Annotated in this window: 11 protein-coding genes; 5 read left to right on the top strand and 6 right to left on the bottom strand. The window is 35.4% G+C overall.

Features of this window, described 5'->3' with window-relative positions; genetic code table 11:
* Positions 1-6 precede the first annotated feature (6 nt).
* From sov to thiL, 3 genes are read right to left on the bottom strand one after another with little or no spacing between them, the layout of a single operon-like run.
* Positions 7-7,395, bottom strand: a complete 7,389-nt coding sequence (sov, locus tag A8B35_RS01785) for a T9SS outer membrane translocon Sov/SprA (protein WP_068471589.1) — start codon at positions 7,393-7,395, stop codon at positions 7-9.
* Between the two features lie 53 nt (positions 7,396-7,448).
* Positions 7,449-8,030: a Holliday junction branch migration protein RuvA gene (gene ruvA / locus A8B35_RS01780; protein ID WP_068471588.1), complete on the bottom strand. Its 582-nt coding sequence runs from the start codon at positions 8,028-8,030 to the stop codon at positions 7,449-7,451.
* A gap of 33 nt (positions 8,031-8,063) precedes the next feature.
* Positions 8,064-9,101 carry a thiamine-phosphate kinase gene (gene thiL, locus A8B35_RS01775; protein WP_068471587.1) on the bottom strand — a complete coding sequence of 346 codons (1,038 nt, stop codon included), beginning with the start codon at positions 9,099-9,101 and terminating at the stop codon, positions 8,064-8,066.
* Positions 9,102-9,331: 230 nt separating this feature from the next.
* Between thiL and yaaA the strand changes: the two genes are divergently transcribed.
* The 3 genes from yaaA to A8B35_RS01760 all read left to right on the top strand — a co-directional run bounded on the left by yaaA (position 9,332) and on the right by A8B35_RS01760 (position 11,643).
* The gene (gene yaaA, locus A8B35_RS01770) at positions 9,332-10,105 is read left to right on the top strand and encodes a peroxide stress protein YaaA (RefSeq protein WP_068471586.1); all 774 of its coding nucleotides are present in this window, start codon (positions 9,332-9,334) and stop codon (positions 10,103-10,105) included.
* Positions 10,106-10,188: 83 nt separating this feature from the next.
* Positions 10,189-10,902: a hypothetical protein gene (locus A8B35_RS01765; protein WP_068471585.1), complete on the top strand. Its 714-nt coding sequence runs from the start codon at positions 10,189-10,191 to the stop codon at positions 10,900-10,902.
* Between the two features lie 174 nt (positions 10,903-11,076).
* Positions 11,077-11,643, top strand: coding sequence for a hypothetical protein (locus tag A8B35_RS01760; protein WP_068471584.1), 567 nt, complete (start codon positions 11,077-11,079; stop codon positions 11,641-11,643).
* Between the two features lie 60 nt (positions 11,644-11,703).
* Here the strand turns inward: A8B35_RS01760 and A8B35_RS01755 are convergent, their stop codons facing one another.
* Positions 11,704-12,168 (bottom strand): Lrp/AsnC ligand binding domain-containing protein, encoded by a 465-nt coding sequence (locus A8B35_RS01755; RefSeq protein WP_068471583.1) that lies wholly within the window; start codon positions 12,166-12,168, stop codon positions 11,704-11,706.
* Between the two features lie 184 nt (positions 12,169-12,352).
* Complete coding sequence (locus A8B35_RS01750) at positions 12,353-13,621, bottom strand: mechanosensitive ion channel family protein (RefSeq protein WP_068471582.1); 1,269 nt, start codon at positions 13,619-13,621, stop codon at positions 12,353-12,355.
* A 141-nt stretch (positions 13,622-13,762) separates the two neighbouring features.
* Between A8B35_RS01750 and A8B35_RS01745 the strand changes: the two genes are divergently transcribed.
* Together A8B35_RS01745 and A8B35_RS01740 are read left to right on the top strand one after the other, a co-directional pair.
* Positions 13,763-15,043, top strand: a complete 1,281-nt coding sequence (locus A8B35_RS01745; protein WP_068471581.1) for a M64 family metallopeptidase — start codon at positions 13,763-13,765, stop codon at positions 15,041-15,043.
* Between the two features lie 37 nt (positions 15,044-15,080).
* Entirely contained in the window at positions 15,081-16,082 is a 1,002-nt protein-coding gene (locus tag A8B35_RS01740) for an aldo/keto reductase (RefSeq protein WP_171973134.1), read from the top strand.
* Between the two features lie 79 nt (positions 16,083-16,161).
* Here A8B35_RS01740 and pgl read toward each other — a convergent pair whose 3' ends face one another.
* Entirely contained in the window at positions 16,162-16,869 is a 708-nt protein-coding gene (gene pgl / locus A8B35_RS01735) for a 6-phosphogluconolactonase (RefSeq protein WP_068471580.1), read from the bottom strand.
* Positions 16,870-16,880 lie beyond the last annotated feature (11 nt).

Genomic DNA, 16,880 nt, shown 5'->3' with positions numbered 1-16,880 from the left:
TTTTGCCTACTCTGTTAACGAGAATCTAAAGCTTACGCCAAAGTTACTGTTGGTTGTTGGATAGGAAAGCGATATATAAGGCGAGTTAATGGCTCTATCGTAAAATACCTGCATATTAAATCTATCGCTTAACACATAATCGGCCGTGAACTTAAGGGTTGTTATTTTTTGACCTGAGGTGAGCTGATCAACTCCCTCTTCTATTTGACGAATAATGGCTACATTATCACGTACTGATATATCTGCTCGTAAGTTTAAGTCGCTCGACATTTTTTTCTGACCGCCTTTTCCTCCGAATATCAAATCCATTTTATCGAAACGATAGCCTACACCAATAACATATTCTTGGTTGTGATTTTCGATGAGCTGCTTGTTGGCTAAACTCAAATTTAAGGTACGTGCTTTTTTGGTTTCTAAACGGGTGGTCATATTATTTTTCCACGTAATATTGAATGCCAATAAAGGACTAAAAGTTTCATTTATAGTAACCGAGTTTACTTGGAATTGTGGTAAGAAATTACTCTGTGCATCACGCATCCAAGTCACACCATCTTCGTCAAACCCATAATCGGTATCTGTAATATAAGAACCCACATTATAGGTTGAGCGATATCCATGCGAAATATCGAACGAACGCAATACGTTTTTAAATAGTTTAATTCGTCCTAATCCATCATAAGTTATACGCCAGTTAGGACGCATAGCTGCTAAACTTGGGAATAATTCTGTGAATATGTTATTTGGATCCTTGCCACCATATGCTGCTAAAAAGGCAGGGATTAGAACTTCTTGTGAGTTTAAACCATACCCATCTTGATCGGCAGCATCTTCGGGAGTGTATTTTTCATCGATACCAGAATTGAGGCGTTCATTTGACAAACGCTCAGCTACAATTACCCTATTATCCAGGAAGGTTTGGTAATTTTTCGATTCATAGGTTCCATTAATATCAACCTTTTCAAATGCCGTACTGAAGGAGTTTATACTCATGGTGAAATTACCACTTTCTCGGGTATTGGTAGCCTCAAACATGCCATTAGTTTGCCTATAATACTCATTCATATTATTTGAATAACGGCGATTGGCAGTTAAATCGATACGTAAACCTTTTATGGGTTCAATGGTGGCCTTCAAGCTAAGGTCTTCTTGATGCGTCATGGCATAAGCTTGATTAATACTATCAGCTGTAATCCAACCATTATCAGCCGCCTTTTGTGCATAATCTCTATCCTGCCATCCTGCAATAAATGCGTAACCTGGTGCACTATTACCTTGGTAAGTTGATGTACCTAAAAACTTAGAATCAGGAAGATATCCAGGTAATATAGTACCATTGGTTTCGGTATAATTTACCGAGAAGTTTTTAACTCCTGTTAAGAACATGGCACTATAGTCGACAGCAGTTCCGAATATGGTTGTTTTATCTTCAACAGTACCTGTAACCATTATTCGGGCATTATCATAATCCTGACTAGGAATAAACTCAGCCTTTGTTTCACTAATTGGAGTGGTTTCTCCTTTAGCCGTTCTACCATTTTCATCGAAAACACGAACACGAATCTCGGTAGTTTTAAGTTTATGATTAATGATATACGATTGACCCTTGGCTAATTTTACTTTCTCCTTATTATAACGTACCGTTCGTTTGGTTGATTTCTTTTGTGAAGAACGTGAATTACCATACTTACGCGATAAACCTTTCAGGTATTTAGAGCGGTTATATAAAGTTGTGAAGTTAAGCTGTGTTGAACTTTGAATATTATTGGAATTACTAATGGTGTTACCCCAATTGAAAGCATCAGGATCGTTAGAATCCTGCAAAGGAGCTGCAACCCAATTATACATTCCGCTATAGCGTATGGTAGAGGTAGTCCAATTTAAATAGGGGAGCTTATCGATTGGTATTTTATAACTCAAATTAAAATTATGCAGGTAATTAGTGGTTCTACCGCCCGATTTTATATTATCTAAAATACGATCTCTAGACTCGTAATAAGGATCGGCATTAGGATCATCAATATCGTAAAGAGGGTCAATTTCATCGATACGCGCATTAACGGTCGATTTAAAATCGAATTTAAGATTCTTGGTTAAATTAAATCGCAGATCGAAATAGCGATTCCAATAGAAATCTCGTCGCTGAGTTTTAGGAATCACATAATCAGGGTTATTAACTACGCGTAATTGTTGCTCATTGGTATTTCGCATCATTTCTGTTCGATACGAAAGTTGTGTTGGCATTAAGTAAAAATTGAAATCCTTTATCAACTTAAAGGCCTCACCCTTTAGGGCTTTACTTTTCTTAAAAGGCTCAATGGCTTTTGGTCTATTATTAAAGTTGTAGCCCAGCACACCTCTGTAATCTCTATCGAGCGCTTTTTCGGTATTTATATTATGTGCTTCTGTTTCGCTAAAAGAGTAACTCGCCGAAAGGTTAGAAATATCATACACCCTTGACTTGTTACTTTTAGGTTGCAAGCGTACATTGGTAAAATTATAGCTTTTACGCTTTATTACATCTTGCGATATGTTTTTTATACTATCGCGTTCTTCTGAACTCTCGGCATTATCCAAAGCTACTTTTAGGGGTATATCCGGATCGAGAGGGAAATATTTTGGTGTAGATACTTCTTGAGATGTTCCATAATAAAATGGAATAGTCATACGAGTATTAGCTCCTGTAAACTTACCCAAATCAAGGTTTGCGGCAATATCGTATTGATAGAAATCTTCCTGACTTCGTTCTGCAACACTCTTTTCTATACTTCCGAAACCAATGGACGATGTATTACCTGCCACGGACACATTACCGAAATCAGATAACTTAATATTTACACGTGCATTTGCTGCCCATCCGCCTTCTTCGTTAAAATCGGTTAAGCGCAATTCATTAAACCACGTTTCAAAAGATGCGAGGTCTTCACTTACCATACTTCTAATACCAATAACAATTGTACGAACGTTACCGATGTTAGGATTACCCTTAATCTTAACCCAGTTCTCGTCGTCCTTCATGGTATACACATCGCCTACCGGATAATTGTTATTATTACGTAATAATTTAACCGCTTGTAATTTCTCAAAGGCAAAATCAAATCTATTTTCAGCAGGCCAAATGGCTTCGGGGTCTGTAGCATTATGTGGCGTCATACTTAAGGGAATTTCATACTCATAATAGTTATTACGAGCATCTGACCCAAGACGTATAAAGGCACGAGCTCTGCCTTTTCCGATTGTTCCCTCAACTATTTCTTCGGCATGCACCTCCATCTTTAATTTGCCGTATTGGCGCATATCCATATTCAGGGTTTTGAATACAGCACGCCTGTCGTTCTTTGCAATATCAGTTACTTTTAATAAAATAGATTGCTCATTCAATTCGCGCAACTGGGGATTGGCAGGATCTATAACCCTATCAACTCCAGGAGGTAGTACATATGGCACTGGTTGCTTAGAAGCATTCTCTTCGATATTAACAGCCCCAACTTCAAATTTGGTATCATCATTGGGCACTACACTTTCATTATCCTCCTCTAAATCATCGCCATAAATACGCCATTCACTTCGTACCAAATCCAAGGTAGCAAAACGTAAAATGGTTGTATCAGAAAAATTATGCATAAACATACGCATAAACCTTATAGAGCGTGTATCGGAAATACTTCCTATCGTTTGATCTGGCTGATTAATAGGAATTCGAAATTGGTACCAATTAACTTTCTCTGTATTTCCATTCTTTAAGTCAACTTCAGCTTCAACCTTATCTGTAATATAGTTTTGACCAATAACCATTTCATTTGGATCCAAGCGAACCTTATATTGGTAATAACTTTCGTTTTCACTTAAGGTATTATCCCTATTTACATCTTCCTGATCAGGAAGCGTAGTTGCTGCTGTTGCGTATGATTCTGGAGAATACTCAGAAGGAACAGCGTTACCTTCAAGTCCATTAAAATTCTTATATCTGTCTAATATTGATGTTTTATCCTGATCGTAATCAGAACCTCTAAAATAATGGTAATCATCAGAAGCGGGGTCAGCCATAATCTTGTCATAAGCTTCAGACGATAGTCCTCCTGAACTCAGGAGCGCCTGCATCTCTGCAATATACTCTGCATAAAACACTTGTTCTCTAGAACTTGGCATACCATTTAATCCAACATCTTGCGCTAATCGAGTGGCAGGATCGTTACTAAATGCGTTAATTATACTTAAACGACTATTAGATGGTACATAGCCCCAATTTGTTTTCTCAACATGATCTTCAAAAACTTGATCAGGACCTGGTAATCCTTGTTCAAAGGATTTACGCGAATCACGCAATACGTCCTCTGATATATTACCCAGATTAAAATATAAATCTCCTGCTTTTTCAACATTTTGGTCGTAAACAAATGGATCCATCATCCAAAACTCAATAAACTCAATATTAGCAGCCTCAAAGTCATTGGTTTCAACACGACGCATGATACCACCCCAATTATTCTCAGGGTTTCTTAGGTCTCCATTTTCTTCTACATCAGTACTAAAGTTATAAACCCCTCTCTCCTTAGGATAATAGGCTACATTTAATACCGGAATATTAGTGGCCTGTCCATATACAGCTTGTCTATTAGGAAAAATCTCTTTTTCAAATACTTCGCGCGAAAAATGATTCGATTGCTCATCTGGATCATCCTTGATATGTTGAGGGGTAAACTGATTACTCCTTGAAAATAAGGGATCGATAATATACCAAGCCAATTTACCTCTTTGATAACCATATGCCAAGTCGTTGACTAAGCTAGACTCTGGAAATAATATTGAATCTTGAGGCGTACCTGCAATACTCCAAGCCGTCCAGTTGCGCATATCTATCGAAATCTTAGTACCTTCAAAATCATCAATATAAGCCTGGTTACCAACCACACTTGGGCTACCTGGCACTAACTGAGCATACTCCCCTTCGAAAGCAATACTTGATACATCTTTCACACTCAATAGCGGAATTTTATCTAAAGCATTGGTTAACCATTGTGTTTCGCTATAGTACGAAGTGTTAAAACCATAAATTGTGTTGGAAATAGGTTCGTCGCCAATATTAACCTTTTGGGTTAACGGACGCTCACTAAGGTACATTACCGTACCGCCAATATTAAAGTCCTTATTTATTTGGTAATTCATGTGGGTACCGAGCATTGTTTTGGTTTGCAGGTTAAACAAACTCTGACTCTCTAAGGATACTTGAATAGGAGACCCACTGGCCAATAAGCCTTGATTGATAATTTTTACGGTACCAAAAGAATAATCTACAGTATAATCTACATTCTCAACCAACTTAATACCACCAGCAGTTACAATTACAGAACCTTGCGGGATATTTTGGGCATTTAAGGATATTTCGTTGCTTACACTTGATTTGTACGACCCCCTTAACCTAAACTTATTTTTTTCCGCATCTTGCTCGGCAATAGTTGAGGTTTCATCATATAAGCTTTGATAAACATATTTTTCAATCAGTTTTTTATCTCCACCCAATTGACCTTCTAAGAATGATCCAAAAGGTTCAAGTACAGGAAAAATTACCCTTCCGTTTTGTGGATAAATGGTTTGATCATTAATGTAATCGAAAAAGCCATCTGGATAAGGATCATAAGTTTCATTTAACTTATCAAGGTTCATTACCCTTAATAGAAGCTTCCCCTTCATATTAGGATTGTTAGGCACATCATCAGGGAAATAATTAATGGCAGTACCAGTAGAATCATCAACATAAGCCACATCAAATATAAAGTCTTCTCTATTTACCTGATACGCACCTATTGCATAAATATTCTTCATCATCAAATCCCACGATGGCTTCACTGTAGGCGTTAAATTGGTACTTTTTAGCATTTTAAGATATAGTGCCTGAGGTGCATCAATCCCATTATTGGCAAATTCTCCAACCCTATATGTTGCTCCATCATAATCATATTCATAAGCAATGGCTAGAACCTCATCCGCATTAAGCGACATATTTAATGATATAAAACCTAAACTTCGATTTAATGTATATTCTGTTGACGACAGCATACGAGCACCTTCCAATTTTTCATAATCTGTCCCATCCTTAATCACACCATTAAATTGTGCCGATGCATTCTTAATATCGCGAACAGAACTATATTCTCCACCTTCTATTATTGATGCATACAAGGAGTTAACATCATTCGTTGGGTTCACATTAGCACCACTACCTCCCCATTTTTTTGGACTGATCATATAGGGATTATCAGAGCCAACGCCCCCCCCAGACTCACCGAGATCGGCAAATGCAATTATATCGCGAGCATCATTTACATTCCCAGATCTATTAGTAACCCAAACTTCAACACGCTGAACATTAATGCGTGGTAACATAGGGTAGGTCTTTTGTGTTATATCGTATAAATTGCGGAAATAATGAGATAAAAAGAAGTGACGGTTTTTGTCGTACTCATTCACAGGCATATCAAATTCCTGCTTCTGCGCACCTCCTTGTATATCTAATACTGAGGTTTCTCCTTTTTGTTGAGAAAATATAGAGGTAACAGATAATTTACCAAACTGCATTTCGGTTTTAACACCAAACAAACTCTGACTACCGGTAATTAAAGTTCCTGGTAGTGGCAGTGTTACATTACCCGCTTCAACAGAACGCAAAATATCATCCTCCTTACCTTCATACTCCAAATTCATTTGATTCTCAAACTCAAATGTAGCTTCGGTATTATAGTTAATACCCATTTTCAGTTTATCTCCAATAGTACCTTGGATATTCATCTGAATCTTTTCCTGAAAATCGAAAGTGGTAGTCTTCCTGAGGTTTTCTTGTAATGTGGGGTTATCAATTTTACTAGTAGTTACCCCAATGCGTAATTCGGCAACCCCTTGCGGCTTAATATTCACCATATTATTGCCAAATATATTACCCAGGAGTTCGCTATTTACATTAAAGTTTGGATTGAAAATACTAAACTGATCATTCTCATCACCTGCAGATCGGGCTCTTTGATCCCAATACGCTAACATGGAATTTCGCACATCCTCATTCATGTACTCCTCCACCGTCATAGAGTAAGGGAGCTTTACGTCTATATTTCCTATTTTACGATAAAAATGAACTTGCCCTGTCGCGGGGTCATATTCTGATGTATAATTAAGACTTGAAGCGTCATTAAGCTGCATTGAACGACTTGAACTCTTCTCTGCAAAAGGATTATTACCTTTAGAATCAATACTCTCAAATCGAGTACCGGTATAGATAGAGTCCGGTTCTTGGGTTTGCCATTCAGCAAGTGGTAAGCTACTATTAAGCGCCCAAGCATCAGTCAAGCCCAAACAGCTTAATATAACAATAGAGAGTTTTAAAGTATTTTTAAAAACTTCACTCAAGTTTTGATTCAATTATAGGATTAAAAATTAGGGGGCCTGCGTACTCGTATTCTCTATAGCATTTTTAATGATTTTTTAATTACATCCTCAACTTTACAGTCCGGCTCAGAGTTTAAGATTTTAGTTACAACTTTTTGTGCACTATTCTTAGCAAATCCCAACATCACTAAAGCAGATAACGCCTCTTCTTTAGTTGTATTGTTTTGATCAGTAAATAATTTTTGATCTACTGGTTCCTTACCTAACTTATCAGCAAGGTCAACTATCACTCTTTGAGCTGTTTTTGCCCCAATTCCCTTTATTCCTTTTAGAACATTAACATTTCCTGAAGTGATTGCTTCGTGTATCTCTCCCGGAGACATTGACGATAACATCATGCGAGCAGTATTGGCACCAATACCACTAACCGATATCAAATGTTTGAATATTTCACGTTCTGTAGTTTCGTAAAACCCATATAGATTATGTGCATCTTCACGAATCTGTTCGAATAAGAACAATTGTATTTCTTTCTGATTTTGAAGCTTTGTGTAGGTATTAACTGATATGTTAATAAAATAGCCTAGCCCATTGTTTTCAACAATACAATGAGCTGGACTCGCTTCTATAATATGACCTTTTATGTACTCTAACATATAATTAAATGGATTAGGACAATGAAAATTTGTTTAAGCTAAAGCATTCCAACCTTGAGCTTGCAGGGCAACTTCCTGATCTCCGCCTGTTACTAAATAGCTACCTTTACTTTCTTCGGTAATATGGCCTATGGTATAAATTTTCAAATCAGTTTCTTCCGAAAACTTTTCATAATCGGCTTGCGATATAGTAAATAACAACTCATAATCTTCGCCACCATTTAAAGCCGCCACAGTAGGGCTCATATTTACCTCTTCAGCCATCATTGAAGTTACAGGATCAATAGGAATTTTTGTTTCGTAAATCCTAGCTCCTACTTTCGATTGCTTACAAAGATGCAACACTTCTGATGATAAGCCATCAGAAATATCAATCATTGAAGTTGGTTTTACGCCAATAGACGCCAAGTATTCAATAATATCCTTTCGGGCTTCAGGTTTTAATTGACGCTCCAATATATAATCGTATCCTGATAAATCAGGTTGTACTTTAGTGTTACCTGCATGAACGGCTTTTTCACGCTCTAATACTTGCAAGCCCATATAAGCGCCACCTAAATCGCCACTTACACATACTAAATCGTTTGGCTGTGCACCATTTCTGTAAACAATATCTTCTTTATTAGCCTCACCAATTGCAGTAATGCAAATGGTTAATCCAGTTAATGAAGTAGAGGTATCTCCTCCTATTAAATCAATGTTATGCGCTTCACAGGCCATTTTTATACCCGCATATAATTCATCAATATGCTCTAATTTAAACTTAGAGCTAATGCCTAAGGAAACCGTAATTTGCTTCGGAATCGCATTCATAGCATATACATCACTCAAGTTTACCATAACTGACTTATAGCCCAAATGCCTTAATGGTGTGTATACTAAATCAAAATGAATACCTTGTAATAAAAGGTCAGTTGTTACCACTTGGTGTTTGTCAGTGCTGATTACAGCAGCATCATCACCTACTCCTTTTATAGTAGAGCTATGTTTAATTTCTACATTTTTAGTTAAATGCTCAATAAGTCCAAACTCTCCTAGTGATTCAAGGTTTTGTTCCTTTTCTGTGGTCATATATATTTGTATTCTTTTTTGTGATGATAATTAACCCTGCAAAACTAATAAAATAGAATGTGAATATGATATTGCATGGGTATTAATACAATTTATATTATTAAAATTGTGATATAAATAGTTATTACTAGGATAAACTTAAATACATCCGATTTATTATATCCCGATTGGAACAAATACGGATACTATTAGTTGTATAATTAATTACCTAATATTTTACAAACACGAGTATGCAAATTATTATATCACCAGCAAAGTCTCTCGACTTTGAAAGCCCAATTTCAATTGAAAACAAAAGTAATATCCGTTTTACTGAAGAACCCCGGCTTATTGTTGAGGAATTACAAAAAAGAAATATATCAGATATCGGATATTTAATGAAGATAAGTGATAAACTCGCTGAGTTAAACTATAATAGATATCAAGAATGGGAATACCCCTTTAAACCTGAAAATATTAGACAAGCCCTGTTTGCTTTTAAGGGAGATGTTTATCAAGGTTTAGATGCCTTTTCATTATCTGAAGAAGATGTGACTACTGCGCAAAGCCAACTACGTATATTATCTGGCTTATACGGTTTATTGCGACCTATGGATACAATTATGCCATATCGTTTAGAAATGGGAACTAAACTTTCGTTCAAAAAATATAAGAATCTTTACAATGTTTGGGGCAGTAAAATTACCGATATGTTGAACGAAGACATCCAAACAGAAAATCATAAAGCGCTAATTAACCTTGCCTCAAATGAATATTTTAAAGCTGTAAAGAAGAGTAATATAAAGGTGCCAATTATAACGCCAACATTCAAAGATTTGAAAAATGGAGAGTACAAAATTATTAGTTTTTATGCTAAGAAGGCTCGGGGCTTAATGACACGATTTATTATCCAAAATAAATTAACCAATGTAGATGATTTAAAGGCATTTGATTTTAATGGATATTACTATAACAATAACTTATCGACCGAAGATGAACCTGTTTTCACAAGAGATCATGCATAATTAAAGACCCGTAAGTAGCCTATTGACTTATACATTTTTTTTTGTACCTTATTACAATTAAAATAATCTAAATCAGTACTACTATGGATACATCTAAAATAATTGACACCTATGGTAACTTATTAAAAGCTGAAGAGCTTGTTACCATGACAAAGAAAATCTTACCTAATACTTTTGTTTTAGAAGCACCAGAACCTTTCCCCGGTTTCTTTAATTATTATAGTGATGCTCCTGGAAAATCAAAGCCACTATATATTTATTTTGTAGTAGACAGACTCTATACTCTTGAAGAAATCACAAGAGCCCGACAAAACATAATGCGGTACTTTCCGGATGGCTTTCATGCCGATGCAGGTACCTTATCATTTTACAACAAATCATATCACACAATAAGGGTTCGTCATTTAACTGATTACGATCAGGTAAGAGACCTTCAATCGTGCTTTTTAGATGAAGGAATTGTTTTCAAGAAAAAGCCAAGCAAAAACATTTCGGCAACGGCTATCATTCGACTCAAAAAATTCTTCTGTCTTGAAGAAGTGCAAGAAGGTATTTATTTAGATCGAAGTGAAAAAGACCATGGATACTTCACTTTACCACGCCAATTAAAATGGAGCGAATTTGAAGAGGTAACAAAAAAGGTTAAATACAATTGGGAAGCCACTTCATTTGATGCTGCCTTGGGTCACTTCCATAAAGATTTTAATATCGTTGATATGGTTAGGGTTTTTAATCCGAATTTAAATGTTGAATTAATTTTAGAGGCACGAAAAAAATATTTACAGCAAATTAAATAACGGTAGAAGTAAATTAATAGCGTTAAGTAAATAAAAGTCCCTACGGGGACTTTTTTATGCCTAACGTGTGAATAAAGAGATTCAAGTTGTACTGCCATGATTTAAACCTTGCAATACTTGTAAATAATAACATTATGTATTACTATCGCTCCATAATTTATAAATGGTAATAAAATGAAAATACCACAGATTGACTTTACGCTTGCTAATTTAACTCAACTGAAAGAAGAAAATAGTTGGAACGATCACTTTACCATAACATTATGGCCACGCTTATTAAATTGGCTTGGAATTATAGAGCAATTTAAAGATTATGCAAACATTGAATGGAGGCTGCATTACACCCCTAATAATATGCACTCGAACATGTTATCGGCACATATTATTGATCCTAACAAAACCTTTAACTTTTACTTTCAGATTCCACTGAAACAAAACTTTCAGTTTAATTTATATCTGGGAGATAACACATACAACTTTTTTGAAATACACCCATTCCTAGTGCATAAAGGAGTAATAAGTAACAGTGAACCAAAAATTGAAGCAACCTCATCCATTCTCCCCCACCTTGTACTTTCTACAGAAAATAGTAAATACCAAAGAGCTACATTAATGAAAATTAATAGTGACAATTATATTTCTATCACTAAAAATGATCCCTTAATAAATCTATTAGTATTGAACTTTTCTAAATTTATTGCGCCTTTGAATAAAATCATATCTGGAGAATGGCAATTATAGAAACAAAAAGAGCTTGCTCAATAAAGAACAAGCTCAAATAAAATATAAATACCTTATAATTTAGTCAATCGGTAATTGACGTTTAAATGTTTCTTCAAGAGATATAATTGTTTCTGTTGCTGAAATTCCAGCAATAGATTGCAATTTATCATGTAGCATTATCTTTAAATCTTCATTATTCTTTGAGTATATCTTAATAAAGATTGCATACTGCCCTGTAGTATAATGACACTCTACAACTTGAGGTATCTCTTTTAAAGCACTTACAACTTCATCAAAAAGACTGGCTTTCTTTAAAAATATCCCCATAAATGCACAAGTGTGGTAACCTATTTTTGCAGGATTGATAATAAATTCAGAACCTTTAATAACTCCAAGATTCATCAAACGCTGAATACGTTGATGAATAGCAGCTCCCGACACCTTACACTCTCTTGCAACTTCTAAAAAAGGGATTCTAGCATTTTGTGTAACAAGTGCTAATATCTTTTTATCCAAACTATCAATTTGTTGGCTATTCTCCATCTTGGCAATACTTGAATTTATAATTTGTTATTGAAACGTTTAATTTAGTAATAATCTGCGCAAAAATAGAAAACAAAAACATATAAAACATGTAGTTTGATCATATTTATTTAACTATTAGTTTACAGCTAGCATGCTCAAAATAATAAAACTAACCACTTTTTAATCAAATATCCTTTAATAATTAACTTAAACCAGCTAAGCCTACTTCGGTAGGATATTGAAATACCCTCAATTCAAACTCGGGAATTACAGCTAAAATATGATCAAAAATATCAGCTTGTATTGACTCATAATTAGACCAAGCCTGATCAGTACTAAATACGTATATCTCAATAGGCAAACCTTTCTCGTTAGGTTGAAGATGACGAACTAAAAAGGTCATTCCATCATGAATTTTAGGATGTTGCCTTAAATAACTTTCCAGATAGGCTCTAAAAACACCCAAATTAGTCATGCGCCTTCCATTTACAAAAACAGACTCATCAATGTTAGCTGATGCATTGTATTGCTTAATTTCTTTCGATTTATCTTGCATGTAGCCATTCAAAAGATGCACTTTACCATACTTCTCAATCATCTCTTCAGTGCAAAATTTCACAGATTTCATATCCACATTAATAGATCGTTTTATGCGTCTGCCACCAGATTCCTCCATACCTTTCCAATTTGAAAAGCTATTACTAACCAATGCATAGGTCGGTATAGTAGTTATGGTTTTATCCCAGTTCTGAACCTTTACCGTATTCAGGGTAATTTCCAAAACTGTTCCATCTGCCCCTTGCGATGGCATTGAAATCCAGTCGCCAGGCTTAACCATATTATTGGCCGACAGTTGTATACTTGCTACAAAACCAAGTATTGTATCTTTAAAAACCAACATGATAACAGCAGCTGTTGCCCCAATACCAGTAAAAACTTTGGTAAGTTTTACATCGAATAATATGGATATAATAATCAGAATTCCAATAACGGTAAAAAGAAGCATTATAGTTTGTACGTAACTTCGTATAGGTCGATCTTTACTATAATCGAAAGATTCATATATATCGGTCAGACCTCGCAGAAAGGATTGCACAATGAGCAATATGGCAATTATAAAATATACCGAAACTACATTATGAAGCAGGTTATTAATTCCATCAAATTCTCTGAACACCCAATTCAGAGTTGTATAAATAACAATAGCTGGAATGATATTTCCTATATTCTTAAATAATTTACGTTCAATAAATACATCGTCATGTTTAGTTTTGGTTTTCTTCAAGGCTTTCTCAATAACCTTCACTACATACTTGCTAAAAATCCAATGCGCTATTTTAGCAACTAATAATACTATAAGGCATAATACAGCAGCGCGCGCATATGATATAAGGTGTTCACTCATACCCAAATCCAACATTGCATCTCTAAACCATTTATATATTTCGGTTTCTTTGTTTAAGGTTTCCATAAAATTTTATCATTTATTGTATCCCCAAAAATAAACAGTTTAACTATATATTAGCACTCTTGTTTTGTATATTTACATAGAAGTTGTTTAACCATTCCAATCCATTCAACATTTTTTATCGTACACACTAATTTATCTTATATGCATAAGGCACTTTTTATTGTAATATTATCATTAACTACTTTTATTAAACCCAATGCTCAGTTTAATCAAAGCTTCACTAAGGAGGCTTTACGTATCGATTTTGTTTTAACCGGAAACAATAAAAGCACCGACATATCAATATTTGAAACCATAAAGGAACCTCATTGGGGAGGAAACTATAATAATTTAATTTGTCCGTTTGATTATGGTCAATTTAGATTAGTAGTTAAAGATTATTCTTCGAAACAGGTTTTATATACCCATGGATTTTGCACTCTCTTTGAGGAATGGCAAACAACTATTGAAGCTGAAGAAAACGAAAGTGCTTTTTTTCAGACAGTACAGTGCCCATTTCCCAAAAAGAAGGTATTAGTTGACATTGAAACTCGCGATGAAGCAAATCAATTTAAATTAGTAAAAACCTTTACCATTGACCCTAAGGCACATTCTATAATCGAGCGTAAAGCAATAGCTAAAACCCATAAATTTATTGATAACGGAAAGTCAACAAAATGTGTTGACATAGCCATTATTGCTGAAGGCTATACCGAAGATGAAATGGAGATATTTCATGCTGATGTAGAACGCTTATCCAATTACTTATTTACGCAAGCCCCCTTTGATCAGTATAAAAACAAATTTAATATTTGGATGATAGATGCCATTTCTGAAGAATCAGGAGTTAGTGACCCTAGAAAAGACATTTGGAAAAACACGGCTTTGCAAGCTAGTTTTAACACCCTTAACTCCGACAGATATTTAGAAACTACCCATACCTTCACTGTTAGGGATTATGCGGCTCTTGTTCCTTATGATCAAATCTACATTTTAGTAAATACTGAAAAATATGGCGGTGGCGGAATATACAATCACTTCTCTACAACCGCAGCGCATCATGGCAATTCTGAGCCTGTATTTGTCCACGAATTTGGTCACTCTTTTGCTGCATTAGGCGATGAATATTACACATCAGAAGTGAGCTACTCTGATTTTTTTAATACTGCCGTTGAACCTTGGCAACCTAATTTAACCACTTTAATTAACTTTGATAGCAAGTGGAAGACAATGCTTGATGAGAACACTCCAATACCAACTCCAGCAAATGCTAAACAAAAAGATATTATTGGTGTTTACGAAGGCGGTGGATATGTTGCCAAGGGGGTTTACAGACCTTATATAGATTGTAGAATGAAAACCAATACTGCAGATGGATTTTGTCCGGTATGTCAAAAGGCCATTAAAGAAATGATATTATTTTTAACAGGAGAAGAACTCTAATTGCACCCACAATAAAAAACGAAAAACGACAGTGAAAATGGAACACAAAGCAGCGGATAGTAGATACGATAAAATGGATTATCGTAGATGTGGAAGAAGTGGATTGAAATTGCCAGCTATATCATTAGGACTATGGCATAATTTCGGTTCTGTTGATGTATATGAAAATGGGAAAAGTATAATATTTGAAGCTTTCGATAAAGGAATTACTCATTTTGATTTGGCAAATAATTACGGTCCTGAGCCAGGAAGTGCAGAAACAAATTTTGGTAACATCGTTAACGATCATTTGAAAAACTATCGAGATGAAATGATCATTTCAAGCAAGGCTGGTTACGATATGCTTCCTGGTCCGTATGGAGAATTTGGTTCTCGAAAAACGATGATTGCAAGTTTAAACCAAAGTTTACGCAGGTTAAAGCTAGAGTATGTTGATATATTTTATTCACACAGATACGATCCTGACACTCCACTTGAAGAGACGATGATGGCCCTTGACTTTGCCGTAAAACAAGGAAAAGCCTTATACGCTGGCATTTCTAATTACCCGGCTGATAAAACACGTGAGGCTGAATCTATTCTTCGAGAATTGGGTACACCTTGTTTAATTCACCAAGCGCGTTACAGCATGTTTCAGCGCGACGTAGAAGAAGAATTACTAGAGGTAGTAGACAAACGTGGTATGGGACTCATTGCTTTTTCTCCTCTCGCCCAAGGTTTATTAACGGATCGTTATTTAAATGGAGTTCCTAGCGATTCTCGTATGGCTCGAGCTCATTTCTTAAAGCAAGATCACTTAAACGAAGAAAAATTTAATATTATTAAGGCCTTAAATGATATAGCCAAAGATAGAAATCAATCTTTAGCCCAAATGGCGATTGCTTGGTTATTAAAGGATAAAAGGGTGACTTCGGTACTTGTTGGTGCTAGCTCTGTAAATCAATTAAACAACAACTTGGGTGCATTAGATAATACAGCATTTAACGATTCTGAACTCTCTAAAATTCAAGAATTAATTAAAGATATTCAGTTAAGGTAGCTAATTAGCATTCTATCAAACGAAAGAGAGACCTCTAAACATTTAGAAGTCTCTCTTTATTTTAGTTTTTTCAAAGTTGCTATTCTTGTAATTTTGCAGCAGCTGCGCTATCCAATAACCAAGTCGGTTTGTCAACTAAGGCTGCAGGATATTGCTTATATCCTTCTTTTTTATTTAATATCTCTGAAAGCTTATCTGCTTTATTCGATCCGGTTACCAAAAAGAAAATCTCTTTAGCATTATTAATTACACCTCCAGTGAGTGAAACTCTATTTTGCTTAGATTCGGGATGCTGCGCCGCCACACATACTTCAGGTTTATCCCATAAATTAATTTGATAAGGAAATACCGATGCTGTATGTCCATCATCTCCCATTCCTAAAATCATAAGGTCAAATTGTGGCAATCCATTACTTTGAGGTAACTCAGCCAATAATACCTTTTGGTAATCTTCAACGGCAGCATCAATATTCAGTTCACCTTTTACCCTAAATACATTAACTTCGGGTATGGTAACCTTGTTTAATAAATGTGTTTTTGTCATTAAATAATTACTCTCTTCATCAGTAGGTGGCACGCAACGTTCATCGCCCCAAAACAGAAATACCTTGGTCCAATCAATTTCATTGGCATACTCGGCAGCTAATTCCTCAAAAATTGCCTTAGGAGTACTTCCTCCCGAAAGTGCTATAGTAACTTTATCCGACTTTTGTGTTCTATTTAATAGTACTCTTCCGAAATGCTGTGCCAGCATTTGTTTATCACTAAAAACTCGTGTAGTATTCATTGTAAAGAGTG

Origin of the sequence: Saccharicrinis aurantiacus, assembly GCF_001660705.2 — a bacterium.
Classification (GTDB): domain Bacteria; phylum Bacteroidota; class Bacteroidia; order Bacteroidales; family Marinilabiliaceae; genus Saccharicrinis; species Saccharicrinis aurantiacus.
This window is presented reverse-complemented; position numbering and strand designations above follow the sequence as displayed.